The following is an 18,095-nucleotide window of genomic DNA, read 5'->3' on the forward strand; positions in this document are numbered from 1 at the left end:
GGATATCCTGGCGGCCGGCAGCCCCCGCGATCCGGTGGGCGTGCCCACCCCCCGCCGTCTGCACCCCTGAAGGACTCGCGATGACCGTGGCATACCTGGTGGCCGGTGTCCGTACCCCGATCGGCCGGTACGCGGGCGCGCTGGCCGGCGTCCGCCCCGACGACCTGGCGGCCCACGTCATCCGCGAGCTGGTCGCCCGGCACCCGTCGGTGGACTGGGCCCGCGTCGACGACGTCGTGCTCGGCTGCGCCAACCAGGCCGGCGAGGACAACCGCAACGTGGCCCGGATGGCGGCGCTGCTCGCCGGCCTGCCCGAGGAGGTGCCGGGCAGCACCGTCAACAGGCTCTGCGGCTCCGGCCTGGACGCCCTCGCCACCGCCGCCCGGTCCATCGTGGCCGGGGACGCCGAGATGGTGGTCGCGGGCGGGGTGGAGAGCATGAGCCGGGCGCCCTTCGTCGTGCCGAAGGCGACCTCGGCGTACTCCCGCTCGGCCGAGATGTACGACACCACGCTGGGCTGGCGGCTGGTCAACCCGCTGATGCGGGACGGCTGGGGGATCGACTCGATGCCCGAGACGGCGGAGAACGTGGCCGCCGAGTACGGAGTGAGCCGGGCCGACCAGGACGCCTTCGCGTACCGCTCGCAGCAGCGCGCCGCCAGGGCGCAGGCCGACGGCCGGTTCGCCGAGGAGATCGTCCCGGTGTCGGTGCCCGCCGGCCGGCGGGAGACCCGACTGGTCGAGGTCGACGAGCACCCGCGCGAGACGTCGCTGGAGAAGCTGGCCGCGCTGCCGACCCCGTTCCGCGACGGCGGGACGGTGACCGCCGGCAACTCGTCGGGCGTCAACGACGGCGCGGTCGCGCTGCTGGTGGCCAGCGAGGAAGCGGTGCGGCGGTACGACCTCACCCCGCTGGCGCGCGTCGTCGGCGCGGCGTCGGCCGGCGTGCCGCCCCGGATCATGGGGATCGGCCCGGTGCCGGCCACCCGCAAGCTGCTCGACCGGACCGGCGTCGACCTGGCGACCGTGGACGTCGTGGAACTGAACGAGGCGTTCGCCGCGCAGTCCGTGGCGGTGCTGCGCGAACTGGGCCTGCCCGTCGACGCCGAGCACGTCAACCCCAACGGGGGCGCGATCGCGCTCGGGCACCCGCTGGGCGCGAGCGGCGCGCGGCTGGCGCTGACCGCCGCCCAGGAACTGCGCCGCCGCGGTGGCCGCCGGGCTCTCGCCACCATGTGCATCGGTGTCGGTCAGGGCATCTCGCTGCTGCTGGAGTCTGCCGCCTGAGTGCGGAAAGTTACGTGAGGGGATCTCCCGTACGCGGTGGCCGGCGGCCTAGAGTGGTCCACACCACACGACCCGCGGGGTCGGCCGGCGGCCGCGTACGCCCGCCGACGCCGGTGCCGCCTCGCGCCGCGGCGACGAACTGGGGGGCACACCGATGCCGGACGCACTGCCGACCGAGATTGACCTGACCAGGCCGAGCGCGGCCCGGGTGTACGACTACTTCCTGGGCGGGGCGCACAACTTCGAGATCGACCGGCAGTTGGCCGAGCAGATCGCGAGCATGACCCCGAACCTCGCGGCCACCATGCGCTCCGGCCGGGAGTTCCTGCGCCGGGCCGTCCGGGTGCTGCTCGACGCCGGTATCGACCAGTTCCTCGACATCGGCTCCGGCATCCCGACCGTGGGGAACGTGCACGAGGTGGCCCAGGCGGCGAACCCGAAGGCCCGGGTCGTCTACGTCGACATCGACCCGGTGGCGGTCGCGCACAGCCGGGAACTGCTCGCCGGCAACGACCTGACCGGGGTGATCCACGCCGACCTGCGCGAGCCGGAGCGGATTCTCGCCGAGACCCGGCGGCTCGGGTTGATCGACTTCGAGCGTCCCATGGGCATCCTGCTGGCCGGGGTGGTGCACTTCGTGCCGGACGCCGACCGTCCCGACGAGATCCTGGCGACCCTGCGTGCCGCCGCCGCGCCGGGCAGCTTCCTGGTCGTCTCGCACTCCACCTTCGAGGACCAGCCGCAGGAGATGCTGGACGCCCAGCGCCTCTCCTCCCGGACCGACACCGAGATCACCCTGCGCTCCCGCGCGCAGGTCACCGGCTTCTTCGGCGACTGGACCGTCCTCGAACCGGGCGTGGTGCACATGCCACTGTGGCGTCCCGACTCGCCGGAGGACGTCGACGAGCACCCCGAGCGGTTCGGCGCCTTCGGCGGCGTCGCCCGGTACGACCAGCCCGCCGGCTGATCCGGTGGCCGCCGTCCCGGACCCCGCCGGGGTCGACGTCGGCCGGACCGGTGTCGAGGCGTACGCCGCTGACTGGGCCCGTGCCGTACGCCGCATCGGTTTCGTGCCGCTCAGCGCGGCCGAGACCGAGCGGCTGTTGCTGCTGCACACCGTCCGGCTGGCGGAGGTCGTACGGGCGGAGCCGTTCAGCGCCCGTCCCGCCGAGGAGGTCGGGCGGGCCCTGGTGGAGGCGCACCTGACCGAGCCCCGAGCCCTGGAGTGGTCGTTGCGCGCGCTCGGCGACGACTTTTCCGCCCGGGTATTGGCGGTCGACGGCCGGCCGGCCGATCTCGCCGAGCGGATCGCGGCGGTGCAGGGCGGCCTGGCGGCCGGGTTCGCCCGTGCGTTGCGCGACCGCACCTTCGCCCAGCAGGAGCGCATCGCCCGTTCGGCCTGGCAGGCGCGGGACGAGGTCGAGCAGGCGCTGCGCGACAGCGAGGCGCGGTTCCGGGCGGTCTTCACCGGGGCTGCGATCGGTATCGGCATCGCCGGCGTGGACGGGCAGATCATCGACGTCAACACGGCGTTCGCCGAGATGCTCGGCTACTCGATCGAGGAACTGTGCCAGATGAACGTGGCGGCGCTGTTCCACGCCGACGACGCCGCCGGCATGTGGGAGCTGTACCAGGAACTGATCGAGGGGAAGCAGGACTCGGCGCGGGTCGAGAAGCGCTACCACCGCAAGGACGGCAGCGTCGTCTGGACGGATCTGGCCGTGTCGCTGATCCGGTACGACGACGGCCGGCCACGGTTCACCGTCGCGATGATCGAGGACATCACCGAGCGGTACGAGCTCCAGCAGCGGCTGCGCTTCCAGGCGCTGCACGACCCGCTCACCGGGCTCCCCAACCGCACGCTGTTCTTCGAGACGTTGGGCCGGGTCTTCGACACCGCCGGCCCCGGCCAGCGGGTCGGGGTGTGCTTCCTCGACCTGGACGGCTTCAAGGCCATCAACGACAGCCTCGGCCACGACCTCGGCGACCGGCTGTTGGTGACGATCGGCCGGCGGCTCGCCGCGTGCGTGGCCGACCGGGGCCACCTGGTCGCCCGGATGGGCGGCGACGAGTTCGTCATCCTGGTCGACGGCGGTGGTGACGTCGAGGACGCGGTGGCCGTGGCGGAGGCCGCGCTGGCCGCCGTCGCCGCGCCCGTACACGTCGGCGACCAGCAGTTGGCGGTCTCCGCAAGCGTCGGGATCGTGGACTGCCCGGCCGCGGAGACCAGCGCCTCCGAGCTGATGAAGGCCGCCGACACGACGCTCTACTGGGCGAAGGCGGCCGGGCGGGGCCGGTGGGCGGTGTACGACCCGGAGCGCAGCGCCCGTGACCACGCCCGGTCCGCGCTGGTCGCCGGCCTGCCGGCCGCGCTGGACCGGGGTGAGTTCGTCCTGCACTACCAGCCGATCGTGTCGCTGCTGGAGGGCACGATGCTCGCCGTGGAGGCGCTGGTCCGCTGGGAACACCCGGAGCTGGGCCTCATCGGTCCGGATCACTTCATCGGCCTCGCCGAGGAGACCGGTCTGATCGTCCGGCTCGGCGAGTGGGTGCTGCGGCGCGCCTGCCGCGACGCCGAACGCTGGTGGCGGGAGTTCCCCGAGGCGCGGGTCGTGGTCAGCGTCAACCTGGCCGCCCGGCAGGCCGACGACCCGGCGATCGTCGCGACGGTGGCCGACGCGCTCGCCACCACCGGTCTGCCGGCGGAGCTGCTGCAACTGGAACTGACCGAGAGCGCCGTCATGGGCAGCGCGGGCGAGCCGCTGCGCAGCCTGCACCGGCTCGCGGCGCTGGGCGTCCGGCTGGCGGTCGACGACTTCGGCACCGGCTACTCCAACCTCGCGTACCTGCGGCGGCTGCCGATCCACTGTCTGAAGCTGGCCGGCCCCTTCGTCGAGGGCATCCGCGCCGACGGTACGGACGAGGCGGCCGACCACCGCGACGAGCGGATCGTCGACGCGTTGGTCAGGTTGGCGCACGCGTTGGAGCTGTGGGTCACGGCCGAGGCGGTGGAGACCGGGGTGCAGGCCGAGCGACTACGGGCCCTGCGCTGCGACACCGGGCAGGGGCGGTACTTCGGCGCGCCGGCCCCGGCCGAGGCCATCACCGCCCGGCTGCGACAGGCCGCGGCGTGAGGCGCGCGGACCGGCCGGCGACGGACGGCTGCGGCGTGAGCGACGGACCGGTCCGGTCCGGGTGGTGCCGACGGAAGGCGACGGCGTGAGCCTGAACGACTCGCAGACGGTGGTGACCGTGGTGGCCGCGCTCGCCATCGTGGCCGGGCTGGCCGGCGTGGTGGTGCCCGGCCTGCCGGCGCTGCCACTGTGCTGGGGCGGGGTACTGGTCTGGGCGATCTTCGGAGGCGCCGGCCCCGGTGGTTGGGCGGTGTTCGCCGCCGCCACGCTCGTCGCCGTCGGCGGCATGGTCGTGAAGTACCTCTGGCCGGGGCGCAACCTCAAGCGCACCGGTGTGCCGACGTCGTCCCTGCTGGCCGGGGGAGCGCTCGGGCTGGTGGGATTCTTCGTGATCCCGGTGGTCGGCCTGCTGCTGGGCTTCGTGGTGGGGGTGTGGGCGGCCGAGCGGCTGCGGCTGGGCAGCAACCGGCTCGCCTGGCCGTCCACCGTGCAGGCCCTCAAGGCGGTCGGCCTGTCCATGCTGGTGGAGTTCCTGGCCGGCCTGACCATCGGCGCCCTCTGGGTCGGCGGCCTCCTGCTGACGTGATCCGCCCCTCGCCCGGACGACGTTCGGGGCGGTGCGGCACAACCGCTGCGGCTAGGGTCGATCCCGTGCGCATCGGGGTGCTGGGTGGTCTCGGCGCCTGGCCCTCGGTCGACCAGGGCTGTGCGGGCTTCCTGGTCGAGCGCCAGGGTTTCCGGCTGCTGATCGATCCCGGCTACGCGACCCTGCAACCGCTGCTGACCCGGCTGCCCGCCTCGGCGGTCGACGCGGTGTACGTCAGCCACGGCCACCCCGACCACTGCGCCGACCTTCAGCCCTTGCTGCGGGCCAGGGCGTTGGCCGACCGACCCGCCCCGGCTCTGTCGGTGTACGCGCCCACCGGCAGCCTCGACGCGCTGCTCGCGATCGACGGGTCGGGGGTCGTCGACACGGCGTACCAGCTGCACGAGTTCACCCCCGGCGACGCCTTCGACGTCGGTCCGTTCGCCGTGCGGACGTGGTCGTTGCCGCACTGGGTGCCGAACGCGGGCGCCCGCTTCTCCGTGGCCGGGGTGTCGCTCACGTACACCGGGGACACCGGCCCGAGTCCGCTGCTGGCCGAGATGGCCCGCGACGTCGACCTGCTGATCGCCGACGCGACGTACGTCGACGAGATCCCGGACGGGCACGCCGGGTTCCTGTCGAGCGCCGCCGAGGCGGGCCGTTACGCCAGTGCGGCACGCGCCAGAGCGGTCCTGTTGACCCACCTGTGGCCCGGCACGGACTCCGCCGCGGCGGTGGCTGCGGCTCGGCGGGCGTACGGGGGGCCGGTCACCGTGGCCCGATCGGGCGTGGTGGTCGAGCTGCCCGGCTGACGTCGGGGCTCGCCGTGACTGGCGGGAGGACGTGGCGGCGCGGGGCGCCTTCGTCGGATACGGCGGGAGGCCGTACGCGAGAGAGAGGCGGCGCCCCGCACCACCGTGTGCCGGACGTTGCCGAGCGTCCGACGGAGCCCGTCGCGATCGGGCCTGGTCACGGGGTACAGCATGCGGTTGTCGAGCCTGCGGCGGCAACGGGATTAGCGGGACGGCACCCGCGACGTATTGACCGCCCCTGATCATCGGGACGACACTTTGCGCACTCGTTGACGGAACCACCTCAGGGAGGTGCGCAGTGGCCACGACGCCCGTTCCGACCGCAGAGCAACCGATGGACGACGACGCCCGGCGACTCGCCGAGCTCGGTTACAAGCAGGAACTGCGCCGCAAGTGGAGCGGCTTCTCCAACTTCGCCATCTCGTTCTCCATCATCTCGATCCTGGCCGGCTGCTTCACGACGTTCGGTCAGGCCTGGAACAACGGCGGGCCGGTCGCCATCTCCTGGGGCTGGCCGCTGATCTCACTGTTCATCCTGATCATCGGCTTCTGCATGGCCGAGCTGGTGTCGGCGTACCCGACGGCGGGCGGCATCTACTGGTGGGCGGCGACCATGGGTCGTCCGGTGCACGGGTGGTTCACCGGCTGGTTGAACCTGATCGGCCTGGTCGCGGTGACGGCGTCGGTCGACTACGGCTGCGCGACCTTCCTCAACCTCACCCTGTCGGCGCTCTTCGACGGCTGGGCCGGGACGCTGCGGCAGGCGTTCGTCCTGTTCGTGATCATCCTGGCGCTGCACGGCCTCATCAACATCTACGGGCACCGGATCATCGACGTGCTCCAGAACGTCTCGGTCTGGTGGCACGTGGCCGGCGCCGCCGTCGTGGTGGCCATCCTGGTGTTCGTCCCGGACAACCACCAGAGCTTTCAGTTCGTGTTCACCGAGCGGTTCAACAACTCGGGTTTCGGTGACGGTGACACCGGCGGGCTGACGTTCTGGTTCTACGTGCTGCCGCTGGGCTTCCTGCTCACCCAGTACACGATCACGGGCTTCGACGCCTGCGCGCACGTCTCCGAGGAGACCCGGGGCGCCTCGCAGGCCGCCGCCAAGGGGCTCTGGCAGTCGATCTTCTACTCGGCGGTCGGGGGCTGGATCCTGCTGCTGGCCTTCCTGTTCGCGGCCACCGACGTGGAGGCGATCAACGCCGCCGGCGGCTTCTCCGGTGCCATCTTCGAGTCCGCGCTGACCCCGGTCTTCTTCAAGATCGTCATCATCATCTCCACCATCGGGCAGTTCTTCTGCGGCATGAGCTGCGTGACGTCGATGAGCCGCATGGCGTACGCGTTCAGCCGCGACCGGGCGGTGCCGGGCTGGCGGCTCTGGTCGAAGGTCGACCGCAACGGCACCCCGGTCAACGCGATTATCGGCGCGACGATCGCCGGCCTGGTGCTCACTCTGCCGGCCCTCTACGAGAGCTCGGCCGGCATCCCGGTCGCCTTCTACGCGGTGGTCTCCGTCGCGGTGCTCGGCCTCTACCTGTCCTTCCTCATCCCGATCGCGCTGCGGCTGCGCATGGGCGAGAGGTTCGTGCCCGGCCCGTGGACGCTGGGACGCAAGTACAAGCTGCTCGGCTGGATCGCGGTCATCGAGATCGCGGTCATCGCCGTCTACTTCGTACTGCCGATCGTGCCCGCCGGGGTGCCTGGCAACGACGATTTCACCTGGTCGGCGGTCAACTACGCGCCCCTCGCCGTCGGCGGGGTGCTGCTGGTGGTGGCCGTCTGGTGGTACGCCTCGGCCCGCAGGTGGTTCACCGGCCCCGTCCGTACCGTCGAGGAGCGCGGCGACTGATCGGTGGCCCCGAAGCGTGGGGTGCTGTGAGCTGGCTCACATTTGGCGGGATCACGTGGTCCGCCGAGTCCTTGTAGGTTCCGACCGCCGGTCCATCGGCAAGCTTCTCTTTTGGAGGGTCGCGGGCCGGCGACTCATGCTCCTCGACCCACGAGGAGCCGCTCGCTCATGTCCACGGGGGACTGAATGATTCCGAAATTGTCCATGCCACCGGTCGTACCTCATCAGCTTCGCTCGACCAGACAGTGGCAGGCAGTGCTGGCGTGCCTGACCGCGTTGGCCGTGCTGGCGTCCCTGCTGCACCCCACCCCGGCCCGAGCAGAGGATCCGCTGCCTCCGCCGGTCGACCGGGCGCCGGTGGTCCAGGCGTGGCTGTACGGCGGAGCGAAGGTACGGGCCGCCGCGGAGACGGCGCTGATCGGTTCGCCCGAGCAGGTGCGGACGTTCCTCGAGAGCAAGTGGCAGGAGGCTCAGCGGCTCGACGACCGTGACGCCGTGGTCGCGGTGATCGCGGACAGCGGTTCGGCGGTTCGCCTCGCGGCACAGTCGGCGCTGAACGCGGCCGATGCCGGTGACGCCTACGCGTTACGCCGGTTCCTGGACTACGGCTGGCAACAGCCGTCGGACACAGACGTGCGGGTCCAGGTCAACCAGTTGATGGCCGCTGGCGGGACGCAGGTCAAGGCGGCCGCTCAGGTGGCGTTGGACTCGCCGGATCCGTCGGTGTGGCGTGAGTTCGTCGACTCTGCCTGGCAGTCGCGATGGCGGGTAGATCAGCGGCTACGGGTCAACCAGGCGATGTCGTCCGGTGGGACCGCCGTCAAGGCCGCGGGGCAGAAGGCGCTCGATGCGGACACGCCGGAGGCGTTGGAGTCTTTCCTGGCTTACGGGTGGTCGGTAGCGGCAGCTCGGGACCAGGAGACCGAATCCCTGACGGCGCTGCAGGCGCAGGCCCAGGCGCAGGGTGGGCTGGCTGCGCAGGAGACACAGCGGGCGGTCGACGAGGGAGCACGGGCGAAGGAGGCGGCCGAGGCGGCGCGTCGGTCGGCACAACAGGCCGCTGCGGCAACGAATGCGGCGCGTAACGACACGCGAGAGGCGGCAGCGCAGGCCAAGCGAGCGGCGGTGGCGGCGCAGAAGGCGGCGGCTGCGGCGAAGGTGGCGGTGCAGGCGGCAGCCTCGGCGCAGCGTGCGGCCCGGGCGGCCGCCGGGGCCGCCCAGCGTGCGGCGTCGGCCGCCTCGCAGGCCGAGCGGGCGGCGACCAAGGCCTACAACGCGGCGGCGAACGCGGCGACGGACGCGTCGAAGGCGGACGCGGCCCGGGTGATCGCGCAGGAGGCGCGGGACAATGCGCGGCTGACGCGGGACCTCGCCACCAGCGCACATCTGGCGGGGCAGGCGATCCAGGCGGGTCTGGGTGCGGTGGACGCAGCCCGCCTGGCGGCGCTCGAGGCGAAGAACGCGTCGGACGCCAATGACGAGGCGACCGGGTACGCCAACGCGGCCGGCGCCGACGCGTCGGCGGCGGTGGCGGCCGCCAAACAAGCGCGGGCGGATGCTGATCGCGCGCTGCGTGCGGCTGATGCCGCGCAGAACTATCTGCTGGTGGCCGCACAGGCTGCGTTCCGCGCGCGGGACGCGGCGAACCGAGCGGCGCAGCATGCGGAGCAGGCTGCGGATGCGGCGATCGACGCGGCAAATCATGCCGGTGACGCCGCAACAGCCGCCCAGCGGGCGAGCGACGCCGCGAACGCCGCGACTGCCGCGGCCCAGGCCGCGGCGGAGACCGCCGGTCAGGCGGTCGAGGTGTACAACGCGGCGCGGACGGCCGACGCGGAGCGTATCGCGGTGATGCTCGACGAGGGCGTCGAGGCGGCCCGGCAGGCCAGCACGCTGTACGACCAGGCGCAGGCGGCGGCCAAGTGGGACGCGGTGCAGGCCGCTCAGCGTGATGCGGAGACCAACCGGTTGATCGCCGAGGCGATCAACCCGGCCACCGATCCCGATCTCGCTGTCGTTGCCGGGCGCAAGGTCGCGTTGAGCCTGATGCACGCCCGTGGCGCCTGGACCCGGCAGGCCGCGCAGGCCGCGTTGGGCGGTAGTGACCTGCAGGTGATGGAGTTCGTCCGTACCGGTATCGCCATCGCGGCCGGGCAGGACGACCGGGTCACGCTGCAGGACCTGGCCATCACGGACAACACCGCGCTGCGCGACGCGGCGCTCGCCGCGCTCGCGGGCAGCGATGCGCAGGTGGCGCAGTTCCTGCAGACGCAGAATTACTCCGGCCGGCTCACGCAGGACCGGCTCAAGGTCAACCAGATCATGTCCGCGGCGAAGACCGCCGGTGACACGTATCTGGCGCAGCAGGCGCAGGTGGCACTGGACTCCGGGGACGGACAGGTGCTGCGGGAGTTCATCGCCGCCGGCCAGTACCGGGCCGCCGCGGTCGGGCAGCGCATACAGGTCAACACGATCATGGCCAGCCCGGACAGCGGCCCGGAGTTGAAGGCCGCGGCGCAGATCGCCCTGGACGGTCCACCGCCAGGGCTGCGGCAGTTCCTCGACGAAGGCCGCTACGCCGCGGCCGAGCGGGACCAGGACGGCGCCGCCCACCTCGCCGTGGTCGCTGGCCTGGTGCAGCGGATCAACCAGATCGCCAAGACGGCGACCGAGGACGCGCTCAAGGCGCAGTCCGTCGCAGCCACGGCCCGTAAGGACGCGGCGGCTGCCACGAACTACGCCAACCAGGCCGCCCTGTCGGCGCAGCAGGCCGCCGCATACGCGGCACAGGCCGATCAGTACGCCACCCAGGCCGGTCAGTCGGCCGAGAAGGCAGCCGTCGCGGTGCAGACCGCCAAGGCCGCCGCGACCCGCGCCGCCGCCTCGGCACGCAGCGCGATCCGCTCCGCAGCCTGGGCCGTCGCCTCCCACGAGCAGGCCGTCAAGTCCGCCAACGAGGCACGCGCTTCGGCCCAGCGCGCCCTCGATTCGGCGCTCGCCGCCGGAAAGAGCGCCGAAGAGGCCCAGGCCGCAGCCGACCAGGCATACGGGAAGTTCCTGTCGGTCAGAGGCGCGGAGATCGCCAAGTGTCACGCTGAGTACGCCGCCGGGCCGGCGTCGGACATCGAGAGGTTGCTGGCCGGCACCCAGGGAGACTGGTACAAGAACTGCGTCTCCAACGTCATCGCTGACCCCGTCGAACTCGCCAAACGGGCCTACAGCAATTCCGCCTACTGCAGCGTCTACCCCGACGGTAGTCAGCTCAGCAAGAACTGCCTCGCGTCGGTTCTCAACCCGGAGTTCACCGGTGACCAGACGTTGGCTCTGATCACCGAGTCGCTCAAGGGCATCACGGCCGCGCTGGTTCCCGTCGCGATCGCCGTCGGTATCGGCTGTGTGGTAACAGTGGCCTGCCAGGTCGTCGTCGGCTCCCTGATGACCATCGGCGATGTCGGCCTCAGCGTCTACAAGTACTTCAACGGCGACCAGTCGTTGGCCAACACCCTGCTGCACCTGGGCAGTATCGCGTTGGAGGCGCTGGCCTTCGCCGGCATCGCCAAGCTCGTCGGCGCCGGCTTCAAGGCCGCCAAGCAGCTCTACCAACTCAGCCGCGCGGCGAAGGTGGCCGAGACTCAGATCTCGCTGCTCACGCTCGCTTTCGCGAAACTCAAGCGGCTGCCCTCATGTCTGGCGGGCGGGAACAGTTTCGCGGCCGATACTCCTGTCCTGCTCGCCGACGGCACCAGCAAGCCCATCGCCGACGTGGAGGTCGGCGATCGGGTGCTCGCCACCGATTCGCTGACCGGCAGCAGCCGCGGCGAACCGGTCGTCGACCTGATCAGAAACGTCGACACCGAGCTCACCGACCTGACCGTTCAGCAGCCCAACGGGCAGCGTGCCGTTCTGCGGACCACGCCCAAGCATCCCTTCTTCGTTCCGGCGACCCACAGCTGGACCGGTGCTGGCGAGCTTGAGCCCGGCAGCGTCCTGCACACCCCCGACGGGCGTGCTGCCCGCGTCTCCGCGGTGCGGACCCATCCGGGTCACCGGACGATGTTCAACCTCACCGTGCACCGCACGCACACGTACTACGTGCTCGCCGGTGAGACGCCGGTCCTCGTGCACAACGGTGGCTGCAAGGATGTGGTGCTGGGCCTGAACGGTCCATCGGAAGGTCTGGGCAGTGACGCTCTCAGGGATCTGCTCAACAGGGATGGCCTCAACGTCACCACGTACAACGGCTCTGCCTGGGCCAGCATGGACCCGGACACCAACGACACGTTGCCGCTGTGGATCGGCATGGTGAAGGCGGCGATCAAGGATCCGAGCGTCAAGCTCTACGTCACCTTGGACGGGCTGGACGGCTACCCGGACGCCTTTCTCGCGCTGCGCACCGCGGTCCAACGCGGAAAGAGCATGAGTCCGGAGGACGCGATGCGCGGTCAGGGCACGAACTGGGAGATGGCGCAGCTGATAAATGCGATCATCCTCGGGCCGGCCGACGGCGGGCGGGACAGGAAGTCGGTTCAGTTCTTCATCAACGGCAAGGACATCTCCGCCGAGCTGTGGGGCAAGCTCCCGACGACGGACGCCGGCTGGCGAGAGTTCAAGGGAATGTGACAACCATGAGCAACAAGATCATCACTGAACTCGAGGCGCCGGACCGGCTGTTCCAGATCACGCACGTGAGCCGTACCCACACCCAGGTGTGGCTCCAGGCTGACGCGAACTCGACGCACGAGCACCGGCTCGAGGTGCTGTTCCAGGACGTGAAGTATCTCTGCACGCCCTTCATGCTGCGCGGCTTATGGCTGCGTAGGGCAGATCCGGAGCAGACGCGCCGTCTGACGGAGTTGCACGAACTGGTCCTCGAACCCGGTTGGGACATCTATCTGCTGTCCCGCGGCCATGACTGGTTCGTGGTCTCGGCGCACCCACTCTGGGCCGAGGCGAAACTCAGCTATTCGGACGAACCGGTGTTCTGGTCACAGACCGGCAGGGAGGACATCGTGGTGTCGAAGGGAACCGTGGTGTGACGTGAGAGCGGGGCCGGCGTTCGGAGTCCGGACGCCGGCCTCGTCATGTCACCTGGGCGGCGACCGGCGGCTCCCGGTCCGCCATGACGCGCATCGCACCATACCCGGGCGCGGCGACGAACTCGCGGTTTCGCTCCCCGGCGGCACGGGGCATTGACGGTGATCCGGTTTGCCAGTAGACCTTGGTGATGGAGGCCCGCTCATGAGGAATGCGCCGCTCACGCTGGAACAACTGCGGGTCGCCGTCGACGATGGCGAGATCGACACGGTGGTGCTGGCCCTGGTCGACATGCAGGGCCGGTTGCAGGGCAAGCGGTTCCACGCGCCCTTCTTCCTCGACCAGGTGGTCGAGGGCGGCAGCGAGGGCTGCAACTACCTGCTGGCGGTGGACGTCGACATGAACACCGTCGACGGGTACGCGATGTCGAGCTGGGAACGCGGCTACGGCGACTTCGCCATGGTGCCGGACTTCGACACCCTGCGCCGGGTGCCCTGGCAGCCCGGCTCCGCGCTGCTGCTGGCCGACCTCGCCTGGCTGGACGGCTCCGGTGACGTGGTCGCCTCGCCCCGGCAGATCCTGCGGCGGCAACTGGACCGGCTGGCCGAGCACGGGCTGACCGCGTACGCAGGCACCGAGCTGGAGTTCGTGCTGTTCCGCGACTCGTACGAGGACGCCTGGCGGCGCGGGTACCGCGACCTCACGCCGGCGAACCAGTACAACGTGGACTACTCGCTGCTCGGTACCGCCCGGGTGGAGCCGCTGCTGCGCCGCATCCGCACCGAGATGGCCGGCGCCGGGCTCACCCCGGAGAGCGCGAAGGGCGAGTGTAACCTCGGCCAGCACGAGATCGCCTTCCGGTACGACGAGGCGGTGGCCTGCGCCGACCACCACGTCATCTACAAGAACGGCGCGAAGGAGATCGCCGCCCAGGAGGGCATGTCGATCACGTTCATGGCCAAGCCGAACGAGCGGGAGGGCAACTCCTGCCACATCCACTTCTCGCTGCGGGACGCGTCCGGCTCGTCGGCGATGCTCGGGGACGGGCCGGCGCACCTGTCGTCGACCGGGCAGCGGGTGCTCGCCGGGCTGCTCGCCACCATGCGGGAGTTCAGCCTCCTCTTCGCGCCGAACATCAACTCCTACAAGCGCTACCAGCCGGGCTCGTTCGCCCCGACGGCGTTGCGCTGGGGTGTCGACAACCGCACGTGCGCGCTGCGGGTGGTCGGGCACGGCCAGGGCATGCGGGTGGAGAACCGGGTGCCCGGGGCCGACGTCAACCCGTACCTGGCGATCGCCGGGCTGGTCGCGGGCGCGCTGCACGGCATCGAACAGGGGCTGGAACTGGGCGCGGAGTGCACCGGCAACGCGTACGACGACCCGGACGCCGAGCGCGTCCCCACCACGTTGCGCGACGCCCTGACCCTGTGGGAGAAGTCCGAGGTGGCCCGGAGCGCCTTCGGCGACGAGGTGGTAGCCCACTACGCCAACCAGGCAAAGGTGGAGCTGAGCGCATTTGACGCGGCGGTGACGGACTGGGAGCTGACCCGTGGCTTCGAACGCCTCTAGCCCTCCCCGCTTGTCCGTGTCGATCATGGAGTTGTGGTGGGCGGAATGCAACGTGACACGGCTTTCGCGAGGCACCACAACTACATGATCGACGACGAGGGGTGGGGCGCGTGGGCGTGATTGTTGATCCGGCTTCCGGGGTGGGGTTTCAGGAGGTTGCCGGGGCTTCCCTGGACGACGTCGACGCCGCGATCTCGCGGGCCGCGAAGGCGTTTACGACATGGCGGGACGTTGCGCCGGGGGATCGGGGGCGGTTGTTGCGGCGGTTCGCCGCCGTCGTCGACGCGCACCTGGACGAGTTGGCCCTGTTGGAGGTGCGGAACTCCGGGCACACCATCGGCAACGCCCGCTGGGAGGCCGGCAACGTCCGGGACGTGCTGGACTACTACGCCGGTGCGCCGGAGCGGCTGACCGGCCGGCAGATCCCCGTACCCGGCGGTCTGGACGTCACCTTCCACGAACCGCTCGGTGTGGTCGGCGTGATCGTGCCGTGGAACTTCCCGATGCCGATCGCCGCGTGGGGGTTCGCCCCGGCCCTCGCCGCCGGCAACACGGTGGTGCTCAAACCCGCCGAGCTGACCCCGCTCACCGCGCTGCGCCTGGCCGAGCTGGCCCGCGAGGCGGGCCTACCCGAGGACGTGTTCACCGTGCTGCCGGGCGAGGGCGCGGTGGTGGGGGAGCGGTTCGTCAGCCACCCGGCCGTCCGCAAGATCTGCTTCACCGGTTCCACCGAGGTCGGCACGCGCATCATGGCCGGCTGCGCCGCGCAGGTGAAGCGGCTCACCCTGGAGCTGGGCGGCAAGAGCGCCAACATCGTGTTCGCCGACGCCGACCTGGAGGCCGCCGCCGCTACCGCGCCCGGCGCGGTCTTCGACAACGCCGGCCAGGACTGCTGCGCACGGTCGCGGATCCTGGTCCAACGACCGGTGTACGACCGTTTCCTGGAACTGCTCGAACCAGCGGTACGGGCGGTGCGGGTCGAGGACCCGTCCCGCGACACTGCCGAGATGGGCCCGTTGATCTCGGCGGCCCAGCGGGACCGGGTAGCCGGTTACGTGACCGGGGCGACTGTCGCCTTCACCGGCTCGTGCCCGGACGGTCCCGGCTTCTGGCACGCGCCCACCGTGCTGCTGGCCGACTCGCCGGCCGACCGGCACTGGCGGGAGGAGATCTTCGGGCCGGTGGTCTCGGTGCTGCCGTTCGACGACGAGGCCGACGCGGTCCGGCTCGCCAACGACACCGAGTACGGCCTCTCCGGCTCGATCTGGACCCGGGACGTCGGGCGCGCGCTGCGGATGGCACGGGCCGTCGACTCGGGCAACCTCAGCGTCAACTCGCACTCCTCGGTGCGCTACTGGACCCCGTTCGGCGGGATGAAGCGCTCCGGGCTCGGCCGTGAGCTGGGCCCGGACGCGCTGCACTCCTTCACCGACGTCAAGAACGTGTTCATCGCGACGAAGGAGTGAGACCAGTGCAGGGTCGGTTGCAGGACCGGGTGGCCGTGGTCACCGGAGCGGGCAGCGGCATCGGGTTGGCCACCGTACGGCGGTTCGCCGCCGAGGGGGCCCGGGTGGTCTGCGTGGACATCGACGCGGAGGCCGGCACGCGGGCCGCGCAGGAGTGCGGCGGCGAGTTCGTGGCCACCGACGTGGCCGACGAGTCGGCGGTCCGTGACCTGTTCGACGGCGTGGCCGACCGGCACGGCCGGGTGGACATCGCGTTCAACAACGCCGGCATCTCCCCGCCGGACGACGACTCCATCCTGGAGACCGGCCTGGACGCCTGGGAGCGGGTGCTGCGGGTCAACACCACGAGCGTCTACCTGTGCTGCAAGTACGCGATCCCGCACATGCGGCGGCAGGGCAAGGGGTCGATCATCAACACGGCCTCCTTCGTGGCGTTGATGGGCGCGGCGACGTCGCAGATCGCGTACACCGCGAGCAAGGGCGGGGTGTTGGCGATGACCCGCGAGCTGGGTGTGCAGTTCGCCCGGGAGGGGATCCGGGTCAACGCGCTCTGTCCCGGCCCGGTGGCCACCCCGCTGCTGCTGGAGCTGTTCGCCGCCGATCCGGAGCGGGCCGCCCGCCGGCTGGTGCACGTGCCGATGGGTCGCTTCGGGCAGCCGGAGGAGATCGCCGCCGCGGTGGCCTTCCTGGCCAGCGACGACGCCTCGTTCATGACCGCCGCGCAGTTCGTGGTCGACGGCGGCATCACGGGCGCGTACGTGACGCCCCTGTGAGCGCGAGGAGTGAGCCGGGTTTGCGAGCCCCGCAGTCGCGAACCCCAGCAGGCTCTGTGAGCGCGAGGAGTGAGCCGGGTTTGCGAGCCCCGCAGTCGCGAACGGTGCCGGTGCGGTGAGGCGGCCCCTGATCGGGATCAGCGCGTACGTCGAGCCCGCCGACTGGGCCGTGTGGCGTGGTGTGCGGGCGGTCCTGGTGCCCGAGGCGTACGTGCGGGCGGTGATGGTCGCCGGTGGCCGGGCGGTGGTGCTGCCTCCGGACGACGTCGACGCCGACGTGCTGGCGGTCCTCGACGGGCTGCTGCTGGCCGGGGGCGCCGATGTGGGCCCGGGGCGGTACGGCCAGCAGCCGCACCCGCGGACCGAGGACCGGCCGGACCGGGACGCCGGTGAGTTGACGCTGCTGGAGGCCGCCCTCGCCGCCGATCTGCCCGTGCTCGGCGTCTGCCGGGGCATGCAGCTCCTCGCCGTCGCCTACGGCGGCACCCTGCACCAGCACCTGCCGGACGTGCTCGGCTCCGAGGCGCACCGGCCGGCACCGGGCGTTTACGGCACCCATCCGGTGCGGTTCGCGCCGGGCAGCCTCGCGGCACGGACCCTGGTCGGGGTCCAGCAGGTCAACTCGTACCACCACCAGGCGGTGGCCACCCCGGGCCGGCTCGCGGTGACCGGCTGGGCGGCCGACGGCGTGATCGAGGCCGTGGAGGATCCGGACCGCGCGTTCGTGCTCGGCGTGCAGTGGCACCCGGAAAACGAGCCGGACCCATTGCCGATCACCGCGCTGGTCCGGGCCGCCCGGCGGTCCGGCCCGCCGGTGGGTGATCACGACGAGGGGGTACGCGTCGGCGAGTCACCCGTGCTGTGACGCAGGTCGCCCGCGTCGGGTGGCCCGCACGGTGGGAGGATCGACGCATGGGCAAGGTCTATCCGGAGATCGACGGTCGGCTGCGGGAGTTCATCGCGGCCCAGCCGGTCTTCTTCGTGGCCACCGCGCCGTCCGGTCCCGAGGGGCACGTCAATGTCTCGCCGAAGGGCATGGCGGGCACGTTCGTGGTGCTCGGCCCACACCGGGTGGCCTACCTCGACTACCACGGCAGCGGTGCGGAGACCATCGCCCACCTGCGGGACAACGGCCGCATCACCCTGATGTTCTGCGCCTTCGACGGGCCGCCGAAGATCGTGCGTCTGCACGGCAGGGGCCGGAGCGTGGCGGTGACCGAGGCGACCTTCGCCGAACGGCTCGCCGAGTTTCCCGCGCCGCCGGACGTGCACGCCGTACGGGCCGTCATCGTCGTCGACGTGGAGCGGGTCAGCGACTCCTGCGGCTACGCGGTGCCGTTGATGGACTACCGCGCGGAGCGCGACCTGTTACTCACCTCACACTCCCGTCGCACGGCCGATGATCTGGTGACCTATCGCGCCACCAAGAACGCCGCGAGCATCGACGGCCTGCCTGTTTTCTGAGTGCTCAGAGCCCTCCGAGCCCTCGGCGGCGGGCAGCGTCCGTCCCCTGTTGTCAGGTCGCCGACGACCGGAGCGCAGCTAACCAGCGTCCCCGGGGCGTCATGCGTTACGTTGCTGGT

Annotated in this window: 13 protein-coding genes; all 13 read left to right on the top strand. The window is 71.3% G+C overall.

Going from position 1 to position 18,095, the window contains the following annotated elements; genetic code table 11:
* Positions 1–80: 80 nt before the first annotated feature.
* The 13 genes from pcaF to ACTFTM_RS08185 all read left to right on the top strand — a co-directional run bounded on the left by pcaF (position 81) and on the right by ACTFTM_RS08185 (position 17,976).
* Positions 81–1,286: a 3-oxoadipyl-CoA thiolase gene (gene pcaF, locus ACTFTM_RS08125; RefSeq protein WP_449565206.1), complete on the top strand. Its 1,206-nt coding sequence runs from the start codon at positions 81–83 to the stop codon at positions 1,284–1,286.
* Between the two features lie 154 nt (positions 1,287–1,440).
* Positions 1,441–2,253 carry an SAM-dependent methyltransferase gene (locus tag ACTFTM_RS08130; RefSeq protein ID WP_449565207.1) on the top strand — a complete coding sequence of 271 codons (813 nt, stop codon included), beginning with the start codon at positions 1,441–1,443 and terminating at the stop codon, positions 2,251–2,253.
* A 4-nt stretch (positions 2,254–2,257) separates the two neighbouring features.
* A complete protein-coding gene (locus ACTFTM_RS08135) occupies positions 2,258–4,420 on the top strand; it encodes a putative bifunctional diguanylate cyclase/phosphodiesterase (RefSeq protein ID WP_449565208.1) in 2,163 nt (720 codons plus the stop codon).
* Positions 4,421–4,505: 85 nt separating this feature from the next.
* Positions 4,506–5,006, top strand: coding sequence for a DUF456 domain-containing protein (locus ACTFTM_RS08140; RefSeq protein ID WP_449565209.1), 501 nt, complete (start codon positions 4,506–4,508; stop codon positions 5,004–5,006).
* A 65-nt stretch (positions 5,007–5,071) separates the two neighbouring features.
* On the top strand, positions 5,072–5,818 hold the full coding sequence (locus ACTFTM_RS08145; protein ID WP_449565210.1) for an MBL fold metallo-hydrolase: 747 nt from the start codon (positions 5,072–5,074) through the stop codon (positions 5,816–5,818).
* A gap of 334 nt (positions 5,819–6,152) precedes the next feature.
* The gene (locus tag ACTFTM_RS08150; protein WP_449565211.1) at positions 6,153–7,670 is read left to right on the top strand and encodes an amino acid permease; all 1,518 of its coding nucleotides are present in this window, start codon (positions 6,153–6,155) and stop codon (positions 7,668–7,670) included.
* A 255-nt stretch (positions 7,671–7,925) separates the two neighbouring features.
* A complete protein-coding gene (locus ACTFTM_RS08155) occupies positions 7,926–12,290 on the top strand; it encodes a polymorphic toxin-type HINT domain-containing protein (RefSeq protein WP_449565212.1) in 4,365 nt (1,454 codons plus the stop codon).
* 5 nt (positions 12,291–12,295) lie between these two features.
* Positions 12,296–12,706, top strand: a complete 411-nt coding sequence (locus ACTFTM_RS08160) for a hypothetical protein (protein ID WP_449565213.1) — start codon at positions 12,296–12,298, stop codon at positions 12,704–12,706.
* Positions 12,707–12,908: 202 nt separating this feature from the next.
* Positions 12,909–14,273, top strand: coding sequence for a glutamine synthetase family protein (locus tag ACTFTM_RS08165; protein WP_449565214.1), 1,365 nt, complete (start codon positions 12,909–12,911; stop codon positions 14,271–14,273).
* 110 nt (positions 14,274–14,383) lie between these two features.
* Positions 14,384–15,739 carry an aldehyde dehydrogenase family protein gene (locus ACTFTM_RS08170; protein WP_449565215.1) on the top strand — a complete coding sequence of 452 codons (1,356 nt, stop codon included), beginning with the start codon at positions 14,384–14,386 and terminating at the stop codon, positions 15,737–15,739.
* Positions 15,740–15,744: 5 nt separating this feature from the next.
* Positions 15,745–16,512: a 3-oxoacyl-ACP reductase gene (locus ACTFTM_RS08175; RefSeq protein WP_449565216.1), complete on the top strand. Its 768-nt coding sequence runs from the start codon at positions 15,745–15,747 to the stop codon at positions 16,510–16,512.
* Between the two features lie 115 nt (positions 16,513–16,627).
* Entirely contained in the window at positions 16,628–17,377 is a 750-nt protein-coding gene (locus tag ACTFTM_RS08180; RefSeq protein ID WP_449565217.1) for a gamma-glutamyl-gamma-aminobutyrate hydrolase family protein, read from the top strand.
* Positions 17,378–17,424: 47 nt separating this feature from the next.
* Positions 17,425–17,976 carry a pyridoxamine 5'-phosphate oxidase family protein gene (locus ACTFTM_RS08185; protein WP_449565218.1) on the top strand — a complete coding sequence of 184 codons (552 nt, stop codon included), beginning with the start codon at positions 17,425–17,427 and terminating at the stop codon, positions 17,974–17,976.
* Positions 17,977–18,095 lie beyond the last annotated feature (119 nt).

The organism is Micromonospora sp. RB23, from assembly GCF_053585025.1.